Annotated in this window: 20 protein-coding genes and 4 tRNA genes; 16 read left to right on the top strand and 8 right to left on the bottom strand. The window is 53.0% G+C overall.

Features of this window, described 5'->3' with window-relative positions:
• The first annotated feature begins 88 nt into the window (after positions 1-88).
• The gene (locus AC1WNR_RS12485) at positions 89-1,156 is read left to right on the top strand and encodes a PilT/PilU family type 4a pilus ATPase (protein ID WP_481644820.1); all 1,068 of its coding nucleotides are present in this window, start codon (positions 89-91) and stop codon (positions 1,154-1,156) included.
• Here the strand turns inward: AC1WNR_RS12485 and AC1WNR_RS12480 are convergent.
• Complete coding sequence (locus tag AC1WNR_RS12480; RefSeq protein ID WP_481644819.1) at positions 1,105-1,914, bottom strand: hypothetical protein; 810 nt, start codon at positions 1,912-1,914, stop codon at positions 1,105-1,107. The genes AC1WNR_RS12485 and AC1WNR_RS12480 overlap by 52 nt on opposite strands.
• A gap of 183 nt (positions 1,915-2,097) precedes the next feature.
• Between AC1WNR_RS12480 and AC1WNR_RS12475 the strand changes: the two genes are divergently transcribed.
• From AC1WNR_RS12475 to AC1WNR_RS12460, 4 genes are all read left to right on the top strand, one after another.
• Positions 2,098-2,173 (top strand) — tRNA-Glu (locus AC1WNR_RS12475).
• A 3-nt stretch (positions 2,174-2,176) separates the two neighbouring features.
• Positions 2,177-2,252: transfer RNA gene (locus AC1WNR_RS12470), tRNA-Gly, on the top strand.
• Between the two features lie 51 nt (positions 2,253-2,303).
• Positions 2,304-2,379, top strand: a tRNA-Glu gene (locus AC1WNR_RS12465).
• A gap of 4 nt (positions 2,380-2,383) precedes the next feature.
• Positions 2,384-2,459 (top strand) — tRNA-Gly (locus AC1WNR_RS12460).
• A gap of 68 nt (positions 2,460-2,527) precedes the next feature.
• Here AC1WNR_RS12460 and AC1WNR_RS12455 read toward each other — a convergent pair.
• Entirely contained in the window at positions 2,528-2,947 is a 420-nt protein-coding gene (locus tag AC1WNR_RS12455) for a PA2817 family protein (RefSeq protein ID WP_481644818.1), read from the bottom strand.
• 106 nt (positions 2,948-3,053) lie between these two features.
• Between AC1WNR_RS12455 and AC1WNR_RS12450 the strand changes: the two genes are divergently transcribed.
• The 6 genes from AC1WNR_RS12450 to AC1WNR_RS12425 are packed head-to-tail and all read left to right on the top strand — an operon-like array spanning position 3,054 to position 8,812.
• On the top strand, positions 3,054-3,983 hold the full coding sequence (locus tag AC1WNR_RS12450) for an ABC transporter ATP-binding protein (RefSeq protein WP_481644817.1): 930 nt from the start codon (positions 3,054-3,056) through the stop codon (positions 3,981-3,983).
• Complete coding sequence (locus tag AC1WNR_RS12445; RefSeq protein WP_481644816.1) at positions 3,983-4,756, top strand: ABC transporter permease; 774 nt, start codon at positions 3,983-3,985, stop codon at positions 4,754-4,756. Before AC1WNR_RS12450 ends, AC1WNR_RS12445 begins: the two co-directional genes overlap by 1 nt.
• On the top strand, positions 4,756-5,580 hold the full coding sequence (gene queF, locus AC1WNR_RS12440; protein ID WP_481644815.1) for an NADPH-dependent 7-cyano-7-deazaguanine reductase QueF: 825 nt from the start codon (positions 4,756-4,758) through the stop codon (positions 5,578-5,580). The genes AC1WNR_RS12445 and queF overlap by 1 nt, the downstream gene beginning before the upstream one ends.
• Before the next feature lie 9 nt (positions 5,581-5,589).
• Positions 5,590-6,144 carry a nitroreductase family protein gene (locus AC1WNR_RS12435; protein WP_481644814.1) on the top strand — a complete coding sequence of 185 codons (555 nt, stop codon included), beginning with the start codon at positions 5,590-5,592 and terminating at the stop codon, positions 6,142-6,144.
• Positions 6,144-6,587 (top strand): YiiD C-terminal domain-containing protein, encoded by a 444-nt coding sequence (locus AC1WNR_RS12430; protein WP_481644813.1) that lies wholly within the window; start codon positions 6,144-6,146, stop codon positions 6,585-6,587. The genes AC1WNR_RS12435 and AC1WNR_RS12430 overlap by 1 nt, the downstream gene beginning before the upstream one ends.
• 17 nt (positions 6,588-6,604) lie before the next feature.
• Positions 6,605-8,812 carry a heavy metal translocating P-type ATPase gene (locus tag AC1WNR_RS12425; protein WP_481644812.1) on the top strand — a complete coding sequence of 736 codons (2,208 nt, stop codon included), beginning with the start codon at positions 6,605-6,607 and terminating at the stop codon, positions 8,810-8,812.
• Between the two features lie 16 nt (positions 8,813-8,828).
• Here the strand turns inward: AC1WNR_RS12425 and AC1WNR_RS12420 are convergent, their stop codons facing one another.
• Positions 8,829-9,383 (bottom strand): peptidylprolyl isomerase, encoded by a 555-nt coding sequence (locus AC1WNR_RS12420; RefSeq protein WP_481644811.1) that lies wholly within the window; start codon positions 9,381-9,383, stop codon positions 8,829-8,831.
• 129 nt (positions 9,384-9,512) lie between these two features.
• On the opposite strand from AC1WNR_RS12420, the gene AC1WNR_RS12415 reads away from it, so the two are divergent.
• Genes AC1WNR_RS12415 through AC1WNR_RS12405 form a run of 3 tightly spaced genes read left to right on the top strand, consistent with a single transcriptional unit; the run spans position 9,513 to position 11,451 of the window.
• Complete coding sequence (locus AC1WNR_RS12415) at positions 9,513-10,199, top strand: DUF6134 family protein (protein ID WP_481644810.1); 687 nt, start codon at positions 9,513-9,515, stop codon at positions 10,197-10,199.
• Between the two features lie 50 nt (positions 10,200-10,249).
• On the top strand, positions 10,250-10,999 hold the full coding sequence (locus tag AC1WNR_RS12410) for an SDR family NAD(P)-dependent oxidoreductase (protein WP_481644809.1): 750 nt from the start codon (positions 10,250-10,252) through the stop codon (positions 10,997-10,999).
• Positions 10,996-11,451: a nuclear transport factor 2 family protein gene (locus AC1WNR_RS12405; protein ID WP_481644808.1), complete on the top strand. Its 456-nt coding sequence runs from the start codon at positions 10,996-10,998 to the stop codon at positions 11,449-11,451. Before AC1WNR_RS12410 ends, AC1WNR_RS12405 begins: the two co-directional genes overlap by 4 nt.
• Here AC1WNR_RS12405 and AC1WNR_RS12400 read toward each other — a convergent pair.
• The 5 genes from AC1WNR_RS12400 to AC1WNR_RS12380 are packed head-to-tail and all read right to left on the bottom strand — an operon-like array spanning position 11,402 to position 16,606.
• The gene (locus tag AC1WNR_RS12400; RefSeq protein WP_481644807.1) at positions 11,402-11,956 is read right to left on the bottom strand and encodes a DUF3833 domain-containing protein; all 555 of its coding nucleotides are present in this window, start codon (positions 11,954-11,956) and stop codon (positions 11,402-11,404) included. The two genes, AC1WNR_RS12405 and AC1WNR_RS12400, sit on opposite strands and share 50 nt — an antisense overlap.
• On the bottom strand, positions 11,949-13,235 hold the full coding sequence (locus AC1WNR_RS12395) for an MFS transporter (RefSeq protein ID WP_481644806.1): 1,287 nt from the start codon (positions 13,233-13,235) through the stop codon (positions 11,949-11,951). Before AC1WNR_RS12395 ends, AC1WNR_RS12400 begins: the two co-directional genes overlap by 8 nt.
• A gap of 5 nt (positions 13,236-13,240) precedes the next feature.
• Positions 13,241-14,476, bottom strand: coding sequence for a class I SAM-dependent methyltransferase (locus AC1WNR_RS12390; protein ID WP_481644805.1), 1,236 nt, complete (start codon positions 14,474-14,476; stop codon positions 13,241-13,243).
• Positions 14,463-15,254: a DUF1365 domain-containing protein gene (locus AC1WNR_RS12385; protein WP_481644804.1), complete on the bottom strand. Its 792-nt coding sequence runs from the start codon at positions 15,252-15,254 to the stop codon at positions 14,463-14,465. The genes AC1WNR_RS12390 and AC1WNR_RS12385 overlap by 14 nt, the downstream gene beginning before the upstream one ends.
• The gene (locus tag AC1WNR_RS12380; RefSeq protein ID WP_481644803.1) at positions 15,254-16,606 is read right to left on the bottom strand and encodes an NAD(P)/FAD-dependent oxidoreductase; all 1,353 of its coding nucleotides are present in this window, start codon (positions 16,604-16,606) and stop codon (positions 15,254-15,256) included. Before AC1WNR_RS12380 ends, AC1WNR_RS12385 begins: the two co-directional genes overlap by 1 nt.
• A 144-nt stretch (positions 16,607-16,750) precedes the next feature.
• On the opposite strand from AC1WNR_RS12380, the gene AC1WNR_RS12375 reads away from it, so the two are divergent.
• The gene (locus AC1WNR_RS12375; RefSeq protein WP_481644802.1) at positions 16,751-17,362 is read left to right on the top strand and encodes a sigma-70 family RNA polymerase sigma factor; all 612 of its coding nucleotides are present in this window, start codon (positions 16,751-16,753) and stop codon (positions 17,360-17,362) included.
• A complete protein-coding gene (locus AC1WNR_RS12370; protein WP_481644801.1) occupies positions 17,352-17,996 on the top strand; it encodes a ChrR family anti-sigma-E factor in 645 nt (214 codons plus the stop codon). Before AC1WNR_RS12375 ends, AC1WNR_RS12370 begins: the two co-directional genes overlap by 11 nt.
• Positions 17,997-18,025: the final 29 nt, after the last annotated feature.

The raw sequence follows: 18,025 nt of genomic DNA, 5'->3' as shown, positions 1-18,025 counted from the left end.
GACCCGGTTTTGGAAAAAATGGCCAAGCGCTACTAGTCTGAATAGACCCATAGTGCTTGGCTTTTTTGTGTTCAAACGGGACGAACCGATGATTGATCTAAACCCCTACCTAAAACTCATGGTGACAAAGCAGGCATCCGACCTCTTCTTCACCACGGGTGCCTGTGTACAGCTGAAAATTGATGGGGTGATGCGTCCCATTGGCGATAACCGTCTAGAGCAAGGTGCAACTGCTGAAGTCGTGAGGCAGTTACTTAGTGATGAGGAGATGGCCGTTTTTCGGCGCGACCTAGAGATGAACTTCGCTCACGAGGTCGATGGTATCGGACGTTTTCGTGTGAACATTCTCTGGCAACGCGGCGATTTGGCCATAGTATTCCGCTATATTCGCGAACAGATCCCATCGATTGAAGAGCTCGGTCTGCCGGCCGTGCTGAACAAACTTGTGATGGAGAAGACTGGTCTGGTGCTGTTAGTGGGTAGTACGGGTTCGGGTAAATCGACTTCACTGGCGGCTATGATCGACCACCGCAATACCAATATTACTGGACACATTCTTACTGTGGAGGACCCTATTGAGTTCTCCCACGCTAACAAGCGCTCTATCGTTAATCAGCGCGAGGTTGGAATCGATACACACTCCTACGAGCAAGCCCTCAAGAACGCCATGCGTGAGGCGCCTGACGTGATTATGATTGGTGAGATTCGCGACCGCGATACAATGGAGCAGGCTATTCGCTACTCCGAAACGGGTCATTTGGTTTTAGCTACTTTACACTCGACCTCAGCACCTCAGGCGATTCAGCATGTCTGTAACTTCTTCAATGACTCTGAACTCAGGCGTATCAATTCAGACCTTTCGGTAAACCTCAAAGGGGTAGTGGCGCAGCGCTTGGTACGCGATGTCGATCAGAAGTTCGCTCCGGCTACCGAAGTTCTTATCAATACCCCGTTTATGTCGGAACTTATTGCCAACGGTGAGCACAAAGGGTTGCGTGAAGCGATGGAGAAGAGTTCTGATACTGCCTCTCACACTTTTGATTCGAGTCTGTTTGAGCTATTTACTGCTGGAAGGATCAGTCGTGAGACGGCATTAGCCAATGCCTACTCTAAGAATAACTTGGATCTGCAAATCCGGTTTGGCGGTGCCGCCTGAGTTGCTATCCATGTATCCTCAGGACCTGAGCGCAGAGGCTTGAGCTCCTCTGGAGTGTTAAGCGCCTGTTGCTGCTGCTCGCGCGCCTGCTCTGCCCGGATCTCTGCCTGCTCCAAGAGATTCATTGCATGCGCAAGCTGGTTCTCCATGCGGACATAGTTACCGAGTTTCTCGATAGTTTTTATGCAGGAGCGGTACTGATGCAGAGCAACAGCAGGGCCGCGATTTTGATCTAAAAGCTTAGCGTCCATTAACTCTAGATCCAGACGTGCGCGCGCATAAGCGATCTTTACTTGGTTCATTATCGGCTGGATCTGCTGTACCGAGTAGCGACCTGTTTTGGTTAGGTCTGTCAGAAACTGAGCAAATTCGCGCATGATGGCGCGGGCGCCTCGCGCCAGATCCCGATCAGGAAAAAGGGTCAGCCCTGTTGCGGCTGCGGGCCCTTCGCTCAGCTGTTTTGCCCGCTCGTTTAGACGTTCGATCTGCGCAGGCGCTCCGGCAGCTCGATCTAGGCTACCAATTTCGCGCCAATGTTGAATGAGATAATTGATTAGCAGTGTGTCCATGTTTGCGCTGCGTAATTCGGCTGGCAGTGCATGAAACAGGTGGTCGGCACGACGTATCTGATCCTTGAGCGCTAAAACGCGAAGGCGCTTTTGTCGGCGTTGGTTTTCGATGCCCTGCATCACCATTGCCGCAACAATGAATACCGCTAACCCGCCCAGTACAAGCAGGCCTATTTGAGTCGGCGTCATTTTCCGCTCCTAGCTTTTCCTACACTAAGGATAGTCAAACTCTGGGTTTTCAGACAGTTGTCGCCCACACCCCATAAAAGGCAGATAAATTTGTAAAAAAGTTAGCTGCGAGTCTTGACGCTTAAAGGGGGGCTCCGTATTATCTGCGCCTCCTCAACGAGGAACGCGAAATGCGAAGGTCACGTCCCATTCGTCTAGTGGCCTAGGACACCGCCCTTTCACGGCGGTAACAGGGGTTCGAACCCCCTATGGGACGCCATTTGCGGGATTAGCTCAGTTGGTAGAGCGATACCTTGCCAAGGTATAGGTCGTCGGTTCGAGCCCGATATCCCGCTCCAAATTCGCAGCACTCTTGGTCAATGTGGGAGTGTTAAAAGCGCGTAGGCTGCGTCCCATTCGTCTAGTGGCCTAGGACACCGCCCTTTCACGGCGGTAACAGGGGTTCGAACCCCCTATGGGACGCCATTAAGCGGGATTAGCTCAGTTGGTAGAGCGATACCTTGCCAAGGTATAGGTCGTCGGTTCGAGCCCGATATCCCGCTCCATTCTCTCTCACTCCGAGAGCTCTGTTTCACCTACCTAAATTTGAACAAAACGGCAGTCCGCTCTGGTTTTAATGCGTCTGCGGGTTTTGGACTTCGCCAATCATTACGTTACGCAACTCAAGATAATCGTAGGCTTCATTCTGTGCCTCTTTAATGTAGCGCGCCTCATCCAGTGCCTGAAAATCACTGATCTCCTCATCAGCTAGGTAGTGAATACAATCACCGCCAAAAAGCCAAAGAAGATCGCGCGCGAGTAGCTGTGTCAGTTGTGGATAGTTGCGTACCAGGCGTGTCATCAATACCTGGCCCAGATCAAAAGCCTCGGCTGCATGCTCTTGGTAGAGGGTAATAGTCTCTTGGAACAGCGCAAGCAACTCGTCAGCTTCAGCAGAGTAGTCATCCTCAGACCGACTAAACGGCGGTTGCTTAATCAGGTTGTTGTAGCCGAGTTTGAGTAGATTTAGGTGGAACTGATGAAAACTGGTCACCCTAAGCGCTCCTGAAACAGGTAGAATGGAAATTGGGGCTAGTTTACCTTGATTTACGCCGCTTTTGGCCCCATCTCAACGAGAAGTTAGCAGAAGGATTCACCCTATGGATGTCGCACTGCGGATTAGTAATCTGCGCAAGACGTATGACAACGGCTTTCAGGCACTGAAAGGTATAGATCTAGAAGTGAAGAAGGGGGACTTCTTTGCGCTCTTAGGGCCCAATGGCGCGGGTAAATCGACAACCTTGGGAATCGTAACCTCTTTAGTGAATAAGACGCAGGGGAGCGTTCAGGTTTTTGACTTTGATACGGATACCCACCCGACTGAAGCGAAGCTCAGCATGGGGATCGTGCCGCAGGAGTTTAATTTCAACCAGTTTGAGAAAGTTCTGGATATCGTCGTCACCCAAGCGGGTTATTATGGTATCGGTCGCAAGCAGGCGCTGGAACGTGCTGAGTTCTATCTCAAAGAGCTGGGTCTGTGGGAGAAACGCGATAACGTTTCGCGCATGCTGTCAGGTGGTATGAAGCGTCGCTTGATGATTGCGCGTGCGCTGGTGCACGACCCTAAACTACTGATTCTTGACGAGCCTACAGCGGGCGTTGATATCGAACTGCGTCGCTCAATGTGGGAATTCCTGCGTAAGATCAACGCGGCGGGAACGACGATCATCCTGACGACCCACTATCTCGAAGAGGCCGAATCACTCTGCCGCAATATCGCCATCATTGATAAGGGCGAGATTGTGCAGAACACCTCAATGAAGGCGCTGCTGGCGCAACTTAATATGGAAACTTTTGTTCTCGATCTAGCCGAGGATATGGCTGACGTTCCTGAGATTGCTGGTCTCACGGTACGCTTAAGTGACCCACATACATTGGAAGTTGATGTGCCCAAAGAGTTAGGTCTTAACAGTGTTTTCGAGCACCTAAACCGCGCAGAGATCAAAGTGCTGAGTATGCGTAATAAAGCCAACCGCCTAGAAGAGCTGTTTGTCTCCTTAGTTGAACAGCAGAAGGAGGGGGCCGCTTAATGAACTCTCAAATTATCTGGACGGCCTTCTGGACGATTGTAGTGAAAGAGGTGCGCCGCTTTACACGCATCTGGGTTCAGACACTGGTACCACCTGCAATTACGATGACGCTCTACTTTATTATCTTCGGTAACCTGGTTGGTTCACGTATTGGTGAGATGGGCGGCTATGATTATATGCAGTATATCGCGCCGGGCCTGATCATGATGTCGGTGATTACCAACTCTTACGGTAACGTTGTGTCGTCGTTTTTTGGCACCAAGATGCAGCGACATATCGAGGAGTTGCTCGTTGCACCGGTACCCAACTGGGTGATTCTGGCAGGGTTTGTTATCGGTGGCGTGGCGCGAGGTTTGATGGTCGGTATTATTGTTACTGCGCTGTCGCTCTTCTTCACGGACCTGAGTCTGGCGCACCCGCTGATCACTGTTGTCATTGTGTTCCTAACGGCGGTTGTTTTCGCTTTAGGCGGCTTCCTTAATGCGATGTTCGCTAATACTTTTGACGATATCTCCATTATCCCGACGTTCGTACTAACGCCGCTGACTTACCTGGGTGGCGTCTTCTACTCCATCTCGATGCTGCCTGAGTTCTGGCAGTGGGTGTCGCAGCTCAACCCGATTCTCTACATGGTAAACACCTTCAGATATGGTGTACTGGGAGTTAGCGATATCGATGTTGGTTTTGCACTGGGGATGATTGGACTCTTTGTCGTTGTGCTCTCTGCAATCGCACTTCATCTGCTTAAAATTGGTCGGGGGATTCGTAGCTAATGTCTGAACACGAGTCAGTACTTCATTCACCTCTGGGCAAGGGTACGGTCTATGTAAACCGCTACGACCCAGAGTTGCTCTACCCAATTGAGCGCGATATCAACTGGAAACGTCAGGGCGTAGAGCGCACCGCCTTGCCATTTCGTGGTGTCGACATCTGGAACGCCTATGAGGTGAGCTGGCTGAATGCCAAAGGCAAGCCGGTTGTTGCTCTGGCTGAGTTCCGTCTGCCCGCAAGCTCTACCCACATCATTGAGTCGAAGTCGTTCAAGCTCTACCTCAACTCGTTCAACTTGACGCGCTTTGCTTCTGAGGCTGAGGTGGTGAAGTTGATGCAGCAGGACCTGTCGAAAGCCGCCGGCGGTGAGGTTGAGGTGCTGATTACCTATCCTCAGGATAACGCTGAGATAGGCCGGCTCGAGGGGCGTTGTATCGATGCGCTGGATGTTGATATTGAGCATTATGAGCCCGCTCCCCAGTTACTTAGCTCTACTGGAGAGTCGGTATCCGAGTCGCTGGTGAGCCACCTGCTTAAATCTAACTGCCCTGTGACTGGTCAGCCGGACTGGGCGAGTGTGCAAATAAGCTACCAGGGGCCGAAGATTGATGAGTCTGGTCTTCTCGCTTACCTTATTTCGTATCGCGAGCATGGCGATTTTCATGAGCAGTGTGTTGAGACCATCTTTATGGATATCTGGAACCGCTGCAGACCGCAAAAATTGAGTGTCTACGCGCGCTACGTGCGCCGCGGCGGCCTAGATATTAACCCTTTCCGCTCGAGTCTGAACGAGCGGCCGAAAAACCTGCGCCTTTCGCGCCAGTAGGAGACGATCATGGATGCTCTTGAGCTTCTGACACAACGCACATCAACACCTGCGCTGCGCGCGCCCGCGCCATCAGCAGAGCAGGTGGGAATTATGCTGGATGCGGCTTGTCGTGCTCCGGATCATGGCATGCTACGCCCGTACCGTTTCCTTGTAATTGAGGGAGAGGGCTTGGCAAAACTGGGCGAGCTTTTCCTCGCTGCGGGTTTGAAGAAAGATCCAGAACTGGACGAGATGGCGCAGAAGAAATTGCGTAACATGCCGCTAAGAGCGCCTATGATTATCGTGACCATCGCCGTGAAGCAGGAGCATCCAAAAGTGCCAGAAGTTGAGCAGGTAATCACGGCTGGCTGTGCTGCCCATGCCATTGTACAGAGCGCTTTTGCACAGCAGTTGGGTGCGATGTGGCGTACTGGCGCGATGACGCACAACCCAGATGTGCGTGAGGGTTTGGGCGTTGCTGACAACGAAGAGATTGTAGGCTTTGTCTACCTGGGGCAGTCGCTCAAAGTGCGTGCAGCACCAGAATTTGATGCCGCTACGTTGGCTCAGAGCTGGGGCTAATGCATCAGCCTGAATTTTTAAGCTGGCTGCATCAGCAGATACCGCTGACCGCAGCCATGCAGATTGACCGTGTCGAGTTTGATGGGCAGCACCTCAGTCTGCACGCACCTTTGACGCCTAACCTCAACGATAAGGGGACCGGTTTCGCCGGATCCACTTCGGGGTTGGCGACACTCAGTGGTTGGTGCCTGATTACTCTGTGGCTGCGCTCGCGCGGGATAGATGCGGATGTGATGATCGCGCGTTCTGAGATTGAGTACCTTGCGCCACTTAGTGAAGATTTGATGACCCAAGTCGCTCTGCCCGAAGTAGAGCAGATGCAGACCTTCGAAGCTCGCCTCAGAGAGCGGGGCCGCGCTCGCTTACCTTTGACGGTAACGCTGGGTAAGGCCGACGCGCCTGTTCTAAAATTAAGCGGCGATTACGCAGCTAAAGTCCGCTGATCGCCAACGGAGTCAATATGAGTATCTATCAGTTTGCTCTCTCCAAAGTCAGTTGTGCAGGCTGTGTCCGTTCGATCGAGCGCGCTCTGGATGCCGAGACCGACATTAAAGATCACGCGATCAATTTTGCTGAGCGCACCGCAACCATCGACACTGAAGCGCAACCCGACAAAGTGATCGAAGTAATTACCAATGCAGGCTATGGCGCTACGCTGATCGAGAATGATGAAGATCTCGAAGCGCGTGATGAGCAGCAACGCGCTGAACTCAAGCAGCAGTTTGAACATGCTTGGCTCGCTTTAGGCTTGGGTTTGTTGCTGATGCTGCAGATGATGCTGGGCTGGATTCCTCCGTTTGATGCGTCTGAAGGGCTTATTTCTGGTCTGATTACAGCTGTTCTTACACTGATGGTGATGCGTAAAACAGCGGCGCATATCTACACAGGTGCATGGAGGACTGCGCAGCGACTCAACTTCAACATGGACACGCTGATCGCGCTGGGTACGAGCGCCGCGTGGATCTACTCTTCTGGTTTGCTGTTAGCGATTAGTATTGCGCCGGAGTGGGTTCCTGAAGCTGCTCGACACCTCTACTACGAAGCCACACTGATGATCATTGGCTTTATCTTACTGGGCCAAGCTTTAGAGACACGTGGGCGGACCCAAACAGCCTCAGCTTTGCGAAAATTGATGAACTTGCAGCCCAAATACGCGCTTCGCGTGCGCGATAACGAGGAGCGAGAGGTCTCGATTCAGATGCTGGTGCCAGGCGATCTGGTGCGTATTCGTCCGGGTGAGCGAGTACCCGTTGATGCCGAAGTTGTTGAGGGTGAGACCTACGTTGATGAGTCGATGCTCTCGGGTGAGCCGGTTCCGGTGAGCCGAAGGGCCGGTGATAGTGTGACGGGTGGCACCCAAAACCAGCAGGGCAGCCTGTTGGTACGCGTCACTCAGGTAGGTGCTAAAACACGTCTTGCGCAGATTATGGATGCCGTCCGGCAGGCACAAAATACTAAACCGGCACTGGGGCGTTTGGCAGACCGAGTAGCCTCGGTATTTGTTCCTGTGGTGATGTTGATTGCGTTGGTTACTTACCTTGTCTGGATCAATTATGGTCCTGAGCCGAGTTGGAGTTACGCTATTCTCGCGGCGCTGACTGTGCTGATCGTCGCGTGTCCCTGTGCGCTAGGCCTCGCCACACCGATGGCGGTGATGGTGGGCGTTGGACGGGCGGCTGATCTCGGCGTGTTGATACGTCAGGGTGATGCACTGCAACGCGCTCAAGAGCTCAGCACGGTTGTGTTGGATAAAACCGGAACCCTCACTGAGGGCGCGCCGAGTCTCGCTCATTCGGATATTCAAGACAGTGGCGCTGAAGCCCTGGCCCAGGCTCTAGCCCAGCGTTCTGAGCACCCTTTGGCGCGTGCTCTGGCGGATGCGCTGCCAGCGTCGAACCTCAGTCTCGATCAGTTTGAGTCGATTACCGGCGCAGGCGTCAGAGCTCAGTTTGATTCACAGCAGATCCGACTGGGCAGTCAAACTTGGCTGGAGTCTGAGGGTGTCGACTCTACACCGTTTCTTCAACAAGCAGAGAGTTGGGCTGAAGAGGGCTGCTCGCTGGTGTGGCTAGCGGTTGGCACTGAAGTTAGGGCGCTATTTGCACTGAGTGATGCGATTAGAGAGGATAGCGCGGCTGCGATCCAGCGCCTGCACAAAGCAGGGCTTAAGTTGGTGCTACTCTCCGGTGACCACGAACTAGCCGTCAAGGCACTGGCAACGCGATTGAGTATTGATACCTACAAGGCGGGTGTGAAGCCTGAAGATAAGCTTGCAGAAATTCGAGCGCTTCAGGCCAAGGGTGAAGTCGTTGCGATGGTCGGTGATGGCATAAACGATGCACCTGCACTTGCACAAGCGGATGTTGGCTATGCGATGGGTGGGGGTACCGACGTAGCGATAGAGTCGGCCGACGTAGTGCTGATGCAGAACTCTTTGCACTCAGTCGCGAATGCAATCCAGCTCTCGCGCGCAACGGTGCGCAACATCAAGCAGAACCTCTTCGGCGCTTTCATCTACAACACACTTGCGATACCTGTAGCGGCGGGGGTGCTCTATCCACTGCTCGGTGTGCTGTTGAATCCAATGATCGCCGGCGCGGCGATGGCGCTTTCGTCGGTGACTGTCGTCGGCAACGCCCGCCGGCTCGCGAAAGTGAAACTGGACTAGCTTGTCAGTTTCGGTACTAGTCCAGGACTTTCACTGAGTTGATAACAATGGGTTCGACTGGTACGTCGCGGTAGTAGCCGACACTGCCGGTCTCGGTGGCTGAGATTGTATCAACCACATCCATACCACGGCTTACCTTGCCAAAGACCGCGTAGCCACCGTAGGGGCCGCCATCGTTCAGGGATGGATTATCCTTGGTATTTATGAAGAATTGGGACGTGGCGCTGTCCAATGCTTGGGTCCGTGCCATGGCGATACTCCCGCGCACGTTGCGCAGTCCGTTACTCGACTCATTTTTAATCGGTGCTTGGGTGTCGCGCTGTTGCATATCCGCGTTCATGCCGCCGGCTTGAATCATAAAGTTGGGGATCACGCGATGGAAAATCAGGCCGTCATAGTGTCCAGCTTCTGTGTACTGAACAAAGTTAGCCACGGTTATCGGTGCTTTTTCGTCATCCAGTTTCAGCTCAATCTCACCAAGGCTAGTGTCCATAACTACAGTCACTTCAGCCTGTACGGCCAGGCTGGTAAATGCTGTTAAACCTAAGGCTAGGCAGAGGGCTTTGCGCATCTGTATCTCCGAGTGATTAACACAGTCAATTAGTAGGTAGCTCAGACTAGCTAAATTCGGCGATCGAGCCAAGATGAACCGCAGACTTATATTGTCTCGTACGCATAGATAACTAGTAGGAGCACAGTGATGCGCACTCTCTCGGCTTTCTTCGCTTTTGTTGTCTTGGTTGGCACTGGTTTGGTCGGTGCAGATGCGCGCGCCTCACTACTGCTTGAGCGAGCCGAGCGCTACGACCCTATCGTTAACTATGATGTCTACCGCAATGACAAGCCTGTGGGCCAATACCGAATCAACTTTGAACCCTCTCAGGAACAGTTGAAGGTAGAGGTTGAGATGAGGATCGAAACCAGGATCTTTGGCCTGTTCAGTTACGACTATAACTACCGCGCGCAGGAGGTTTGGCGTGATGATCAGCTAGAGTCGCTGGTGGTGAATATGGTGACCAATGGCGATGAAGAGCAGATTAAGGCCAGGCGGCAGGGCGATCTGCTGGAGGTAATTGATCAAAAGGGCCGCGAGCGTCTGTTACCTGCGAATCTGCTGACTACCCATCACTGGTTCGATACGATTCTTACTCAATCGCAAGTACTGAACACCTTGAATGGTAAAACGAGTGAGATTGCCGTGCAGTCCGAGGCAGAACAAGTGTGGACGATTGATGGATTGGCAGTACCGGTGACCGGCTTTCGTTTAGGTGGCGATTTGGATAATACGTTGAGTTGGTATGACCAGAGCGGAATCTGGCGCGGTATGACTTTCAAAGCGAAAGATGGTTCAACCATCGATGTTCGCTGGCGCGGCGCTCAAATTTAAGACGCACAACGATCGAGCACAAATAACTGTAGGCAGAATTAAGGAGCTCCATGGAGTCTGTTTGGATTACCGGTGGCGGCACGGGAATTGGTCGCGAGCTAGCGCTGGCATATGCACGCCGTGGCGCTCAGGTCTGGATCAGTGGGCGTCGCACCGAGGTTTTATCGCAGGTTGTGGCTGAAGCAGAGTCATTGCAAGGACAGGTCTCTGCGGTGGTACTAGATGTAACGGACGCTCAGGCCTGTGCTGAAGCTTGGCGGCAAGTCAGTGATGCAGCGGGAAAGGTGAATCGAATTATCCTCAACGCAGGCGATCATCGCGAAATGCCGGCGGCAGAGTTTAATCAGCAGACCGTTGAACACCTAATGAATGTGAACTTTTACGGGGTGACGCGCCTTATTGAAAAGATCCTACCTGATCTGCGTGTGCAGGGCGGGCAGTTGGCGGTGGTCGCTTCGTTAGCGGGCTACCGAGGTCTGCCCTTGGCCGCGGCCTATGGTGCCAGTAAGGCTGCACTGATCAACCTCACCGAGGCTTTGCGAGTCGAGCTTGAGGACGGGCCCGTCGACCTGCGCCTGATCAATCCTGGGTTTGTCAGAACACCATTAACAGATCGTAACCAGTTTGAGATGCCCAGTCTTATCGATGCGGATGAGGCTGCTCAGCGCATTGTAAAAGGCTTAGACGGTACCGCCTTTGAGATTCGTTTTCCCACCCTCTTTGCCGGCACTTTGAGAGCGCTTAGCATGCTACCCTATAGGCTCTACTTCGCTCTGATTAAGAGAATTACCGCACAATGAATCATCCACACGAAGAGGTTTGTCAGGGGTATTTGGAACTCTTCGCCAACCTCACTCCCGCGCGCATTCCTGAATTTTCCAATTGGGTCAGCGAAGACATTCACTTTCGCGACCCCTTCAACGATGTGCGTGGCATAGGCAAGATGCAGGCGATCTTGCAGGATATGTTTGAGCGCAGCGAAGTGCCCAAGTTTAGTGTGTTGGAGCACCGTCTTGGCGGCGATACAGGCTTTATACGCTGGCACTTCAGTGCACAATTGCCGGTATTGGGCCGTCTGGATGTGGAGGGGGTGTCACGCCTGCAGTTCAACAATCAAGGGCTGATCAGTGAACATCTAGACTATTGGGATAGCGCGCCGATCTATCTGAAACTGCCTTTAATTGGGGCACTGTTGCGCCGGCTTAAAGGGCGAATGGCACTGCCTGAAGTTGATCGCTTCGCTGGAAGCTAAGCGTAACGCTGCCGATAGTAAATCCCCACTTCTTAACGAACGCGCGATTGATCAGAACGCCGCCCTCCTGCAGTAGCATCCAGTCATCGAAGGTTACCTTCCAGGTGGAGTCGCCGACCGGTAGGTCGAGCTGGTAACTCCAATTGAGTGTATTGCCTTTGGCAATACCCTGCGCTTCGCCAATAACGTCGGCTGCAGTCCCAGTGTAGCGCCCGTTGCCTGCTGAGCGTATGGTCCATATGCGTTGATCACGCTCACCATCGTCGTAGAGAAAGCGTTCATCTAAGACAAGTTCTTTACCATCCCAGGTGCCATCAATCTCGACCTGGAACTGGCGTCGTATCTGCCCAAATCGATCCTCAAAAATGCCCCAGGCGTATACCTTGCCATCGAAATACTCTTCGATTCTAAGCTCGGGTGTTGGTTTGCTCATGTCGGCGATGTCCATAGTAGTGCAACCCTGCAAGGTAAGAGTTAAAAACGCGACGAGGAACAGCTTATACATCTTCTCTCCGTTCTATTCGGGCGATGATTTCGGTGTGTTGAGCCTCGCTCAGCGCGAACTTCTCCATCATCAATATCGCTAATAACTTCAATACGCAGGGTAAAAAAGCGTAGATCAGCGCCAGTAGACCTACCTGATTGGTATCTTGGTCGAAACCGCTAAGATCCAGTAAACCAAACGCAACCAGCGCCGCAAACGCAAGCGCAAGTTTGGTAAATACATTCCAGATAGCAAACAGAGACGCGCTTTGGTCGCGTTTGAAACGGAAACGATGCCAGTCACACACATCAGCTTGCAGTGCCTGCGGTAGAGCGAGATCGGCCCCGAGCATGGCACCCGTCAGCATACAGATGAGCATAAATAGATTAGCGTCGCTCGGACCCAACAGACTCGCCGGTAAAAAACAGATCAAAGCGATCAGCATCGCTACTTGCCAGAGACGCTTACGGCTGATGCGCTGGCTAGCGAGCCACCAGAGCGGTAGCGAGAGAATGGCACAGATAAAATAGATCAGGATGTAGTTGGCGCGTGCTGCTTCATCGAGCTTCAGTACCTCGGTGATGTAGAGCGGAAACAGTACCGCTGGTATGCCGTTGGCCAGTCCGTTACTGAACCAGGCAAACATCAGAACGCGCGCCGGTCGGTTGCGCCAGAGACTGAGCCAGCGTGCATTGCTGCTAGGTGTGATGCGCTCAGGCCAGTGCAGTTTCGTCAGTAGCAAGCCCAGAGTGAGGGCGACAAGCAGGATACTCAGATCGCCAAGCTGGCGCAGCGCCTCCAGGGTTGAGCTGCCACCATTAATCAGGAATACCGGAAAGGCGGCAGAGAAGAGTAGGCCAATGACACCCATACCTTCACGCAGACTAGCGATCTGAGTCCTCGCTCGGCTGTCAGTGCTCAAACCTGGGAGAAGTGCTAGATAGGGTATCTGCACCAGCGTCCAACCGAAGTAGAGAATCGAGAGGGAGAGCAGCAGAGAACTCGCACTCCAGCCGCTGATCGGTCGGGTCAGCCAGAAGAGGCCAACGCCGCACAGGGCTGCGCCGATCAGCATCAACTGACGCTGCTGTGTAGTTGAGAGATTATCATTGAGTCGCCCGACCCAAGGATCGATCACAAGATCGGAGACGCGTGCTAGCATCAATAGCGTCCCAACTAGGGCTAAGCTGAGGCCGAACTCCTCGACATAGAGCGTGGGAAGGTAGATAAACAGCACCATTGTTGGCAAAGCCAGCGGTAGGGCCGGCAGCGCGTAAATCCAACTCTGGCGCTGTAGCATGCTGATCAGTTGCTAATCTTGAATAGACCTACGTCGATGGAGCTTTCCGCAAAGCCTCCCTCGCAGTAACACAGGTAGTAAAGCCACATTCGGCGAAAACGCTCGTCAAATCCTTGTGCTTGAATGCGTGGCCACTGTGCCAGGAAGGCGTGGCGCCACTGTGCCAAGGTGCGCGCGTAATCCTTGCCGAAGTAGAGCGAATCTTCAAACCTTAGCTGCGCGTTGTCGAACTCTCGCTCCAAGGCTTCGGGGCTAGGTAGCATACCGCCAGGAAAGATGTATTTCTGTATGAAGTCGGCTGATTTGCGGTAGCTATCGAAACGCTCATTAGCGATGGTGATAATTTGCAGCAGTGCGCTTGAGCCCGGTTTCAGGAGACGCTTCACCTGGTTGAAGTAGGTTGGCCAGTGCTCTTCGCCAACCGCCTCGAACATCTCAATGGAAACAATGTGATCGTACTGTCCGCTAACATCGCGATAGTCGATCAAGTGGAACTGCGCTTGCTGGCTAAGGCCTTGCTGCTCAATCCGCGCTTTGGCATAAGCTAATTGCTCTTTAGAGAGCGTGATACCAGTGATTTGGGCGCCGAATTCGCGCGCAGCGAGCTCGGCAAATCCACCCCAACCGCAACCAATCTCCAGAACTGTCTCGCCAGGTTGGATATCAAGCATCTGACAAATTCGACGATATTTGGTCTGCTGAGCCTCAAAAAGATCCTCTGTTTGATCGTACAGAGCTGACGAATAGGTCATGCTTGGATCTAACCAGAGCTCGTAGAAGTCGTTGCCAAGATCGTAGTGGTAAGAGATGTTCTTGCGACTGCCACTGCGGGTGTTGGCGCGTGCTAGGTGAATCAGTCGGTTAAAGAAATTGAGCAGCGTGCTGCCACCCACAACCTCCTCCATCTGGTGTTCGTTGCCCGCACCCCAGCGAATCATCTCGGTAAGATCGGGGGTGTCCCACTCACCTGCCATGTAGCTCTCGGCCCAGCCCACCGAACCTGAGCGGATCAGGCGTGAAATGGGTTTTAGACTGTTGAGTCTTACTTCGGCTCGAGGCTCGCCGGGCGAGGCGTTACCAAACTGAAGCTCTTTGCCGTTGGGCAGAAATAGACTCAGGGTGCCGTATTCTAATTTCGGTAAATGACTCAATACCTTCGAAAGATAGCGCTTAGCGAGCCAACCTTCGCTTTGCGGTAGAACCTGAGTTGGAGTAGCTGTTGAGTACTCAGAGGGTTTCATGTTGCGACGCCTCCATCGGGGAACCTAGGGTAATTCTATTATTCTCTGTTGCGACGCGGGGCTGCAGTTTGACGCCCTTACGCCAGAGCTGTAGTGCTTCCCAGTGTATGCCGGCGATCACCTTTAGCGTCATCAACGGGTATTTTACAAATACGCCCAAAAGCGCTTTGTCGTTCAGTTCGCGGCGCTCACCGGTAAAGGTTGCATGCAGCAGCGACTGCTTATTCTCCGTCTGGCGAATACAGACGGCGACCTGCGAGTCAGGTGGCACCATGCGAAATTGGTAGTCTGCCGACATCGGCATGAAGGGTGAAACGTAGAAGGCCTTGGTCGCCTGTTGGCGTACCACTTTTGCTTGGTCGGGCACCGGTATACAGTAAGTGTGGCGCTCGCCAAAGGTGTTGGAGACCTCATACAGAATCACACCGAGTCGGTCATTGGTGTCGTAGCAGTAGTAGACGCTCAAAGGATTGAATACAAAACCCAAAATTCGGGGGTAACAGAGCAGCTGTATGCGGTGTTTGAACTGCGAGAAACCTCGCTCCTCCAGCAGCGCTCTGATTTGTCCGGCGAGGGGCGCATCCGTCCCGTTTCCATGATCTCGGTTGCGCCAGGAGAAGAGGTTGAACCGATTGATCGAGAAGAGCTTTAAACGAAGGCTGTTAGTAGCCGCCTCATCAAGATCAAGCAGCATCGATACGACGCGGTAGATGAAACGATGACGTTTAGGCATAAAGCGATGATGCATCACCTGCCCTGCGTAGAGTCTTGAGCGCATTACGCGACTTCACCTTTTGAGTGACGTTTAAGCGTTGGCGCGTGGATACGGCTATTTGGGTTGTCCAACTGCCAGGGGCGCTCAACGCGTCCAAGGTTCTCAGCCACGGCCAAGCCGGACTGGAGACCATCCTCATGAAAGCCATAGCCCCACCAAGCGCCGCAGAACCAGGTTTGGTTTACGCCTTGGAGCGACCAGAGCTCTCTCTGTGCCGCAATCGACTTCATATCGAACACTGGGTGATCATAGAGGTAACTTCCAAGAATGCTACCCTCACTCGGCTCCTCCAGCGGATTCAGCGTGACGAACACCTCCTTACTGGTGTTCAGAGGCTGGAGCTTATTCATCCAGTAGGTTACCGCGACATCCTCGCTTTCCGATTTGGATTCGGCAAGGTAATTCCAGGCTGACCAGGCGCTGCGGCGTTTGGGCATTTGACGCGCGTCGGTGTGCAGAATTGCACGGTTGCGCTGATATGGGAAAGCTGTGAGCAGGCGCTTCTCCTCTGGAGTAGGGTCGGCTAGTAGCGCCAGAGACTGGTCTGCGTGACAGGCCATCACAACATGGTCGAACTCTTCAGTTTTCCCGTGATGGTGTTCAAGGATCACCTTGCCACCGCGACGGTGTACTTTGTGGATGTGGGCGTTGAGGCGGATCTTGCCATCCAGAGTTGCAGCGATCTTGTCGACATAGTTACGGCTCCCGCCAACCACTGTTCGCCATTGGGGGCGGTCGTCTAATTGTACCAGCCCGTGGTTCATGCAGAATCGCATGAACGTCAGCGCTGGGTACTCCAGCATCTTTTGCGCGGGTGTCGACCAAATGGCTGCGCTCATTGGGATAAGGTGATCGTGAATAAAGGTGTGGCTGTATTTTTCCCGCTTCAACAGTTGGCCCAGCGATAACTGTTCGAGTGTTGGGTCGTTTAATAGTCGATCTGAGTCCTTGTAGAACCGCAGAATATCCCGTAGCAGTCGCCAGTGACGCGGTGAGCCTATTTGAGAGCGTTTGGCGAAGAATCCGCTCAGTCCCGAACCGCTGTACTCTATTCGTCCTTTATCCACTGAAACACCAAAGGTCATATCGGTTTCGGTGTTTTCAACGTCCAAATGGTCAAACAAGCTGATCAGGTTGGGGTAGTTAACCGGGTTGTAAACGATGAAGCCGGTATCGACCCCACGTTTTCCTTCCGGCGTTTCGATATCAACCGTGTGGGTGTGGCCTCCGAGGCGATCATCCTTCTCAAACAGCGTGACGTCATGTCGCTTGTTCAACAGCCAAGCCGCCGACAGTCCTGAAATTCCCGAACCGATCACAGCGATCTTGAGCGGCTTTATGTAGTGGATGTTCATCAGCTTCCTTCTAATCCCACAAAACTAATGTGTGGTTTACGGGCTGGCCTCGGTTTGTGGATCAACGGTGACAGGGTGGTTTATCAAGTAAAATGAGAGTAGTGTGAGTGATCCGCCATAATAAAATGAGCGTAGAGGTGGTCAGTGAGTAAAGATAAGACCGAGGAAGCTGATGTGAACGCTGCAGCTGCGCTTGTTGAAGATAAAAAGAAAAGAATACGCGACGAATGGTCGGCGTGCCTCAGTTCGTTAGCTGAGTCTCGTGATAAGTTGGAATTTTCTCGACTGTACGAATATTTCGCACCCCGCGTCAAAGCCTATATCATCCGGTTTGGCATGAATCCAGCGGCGGCCGAAGAGCTAACGCAAGAGTCAATGCTGGCGGTGTGGCGCAAAGCCCATCTGTACAACCGCTCTAAAGCGAGTGCAAGTACGTGGATTTTCACTTTGGCGCGGAATCAGTGCATTGACCGGCTGCGTCGTGAAAAAGCAGTGGAGTACGAGCTCCCCGAAGAGGAGGCCGATCCAGATCAACGGCACTACGGCGAGCATGCAGTAGTCGCTCAGCGGATGGAGGATGCCATCGCTAAGCTACCAGAGGCCCAGGCCCAGGTTCTCTATCTTTCCTACTATGAAGGCAAGAGTCACTCAGAGATTGCGGAGCAACTCGGAATACCTCTTGGCAGTGTTAAATCAAGATTACGTTTGGCGTTTTCCAAGTTGAAAGCGCACTGGGGGGAGAAAAGTGAAGATTAGTCACCATTTTGACGACGCAACTCTAATTGCGTACTCAAGTGGCACGCTGAACAAAGGGATGGCGTTGCTGGTTGAGAGTCACTTGGAGATGTGTGGGCACTGCATGGAGCAGGTGCAGACGTCGAATAGAATTGGCGGGGATCTGTTGCGTCAGATAGAGCCAGTGGCCATGAAGAGCGGCTCCTTAGATCAGGTGCTCAGTATGTTGGACGATGTGGAGCCTGAGGTTCCAGCGGTCTCTCGGTCTCGCAACGCAGAAGTACCAGCGTCGTTGGTAGAGTATATCGGCGATGACTTGAACGCGCTCGACTGGAAGACTATGGGGTTAGGTGTTCAACAGTACGACCTCAAACTGGGTGGAACAGGCGCAGCCCGACTGTTGCGTATTCAGCCAGGGGTCTCTGTGCCTCATCACACGCACACGGGCAGTGAGTTGACGCTTATTTTGCGCGGTTCATACAGCGATGAGATCGGCCGTTTCCAGGTCGGTGACGTTGCAGATTTGGATGATCAGCTAGAGCACCAGCCTATCGTAGATACTGAACACGAGTGTATCTGTCTGATCGCGACTGACGCGCCGCTGAAGTTCAGTGGCCTGATGGGTAAGCTGGTTCAGCCGTTTATCGGTCTCTAGGGCGAGCTGCTTACCTCTAAAAAACCGGT

The organism is Marinobacterium marisflavi, assembly GCF_982447095.1.
The sequence above is the reverse complement of the archived record's forward strand: the minus strand, read 5'-3'. Positions and strand labels throughout refer to the sequence as shown.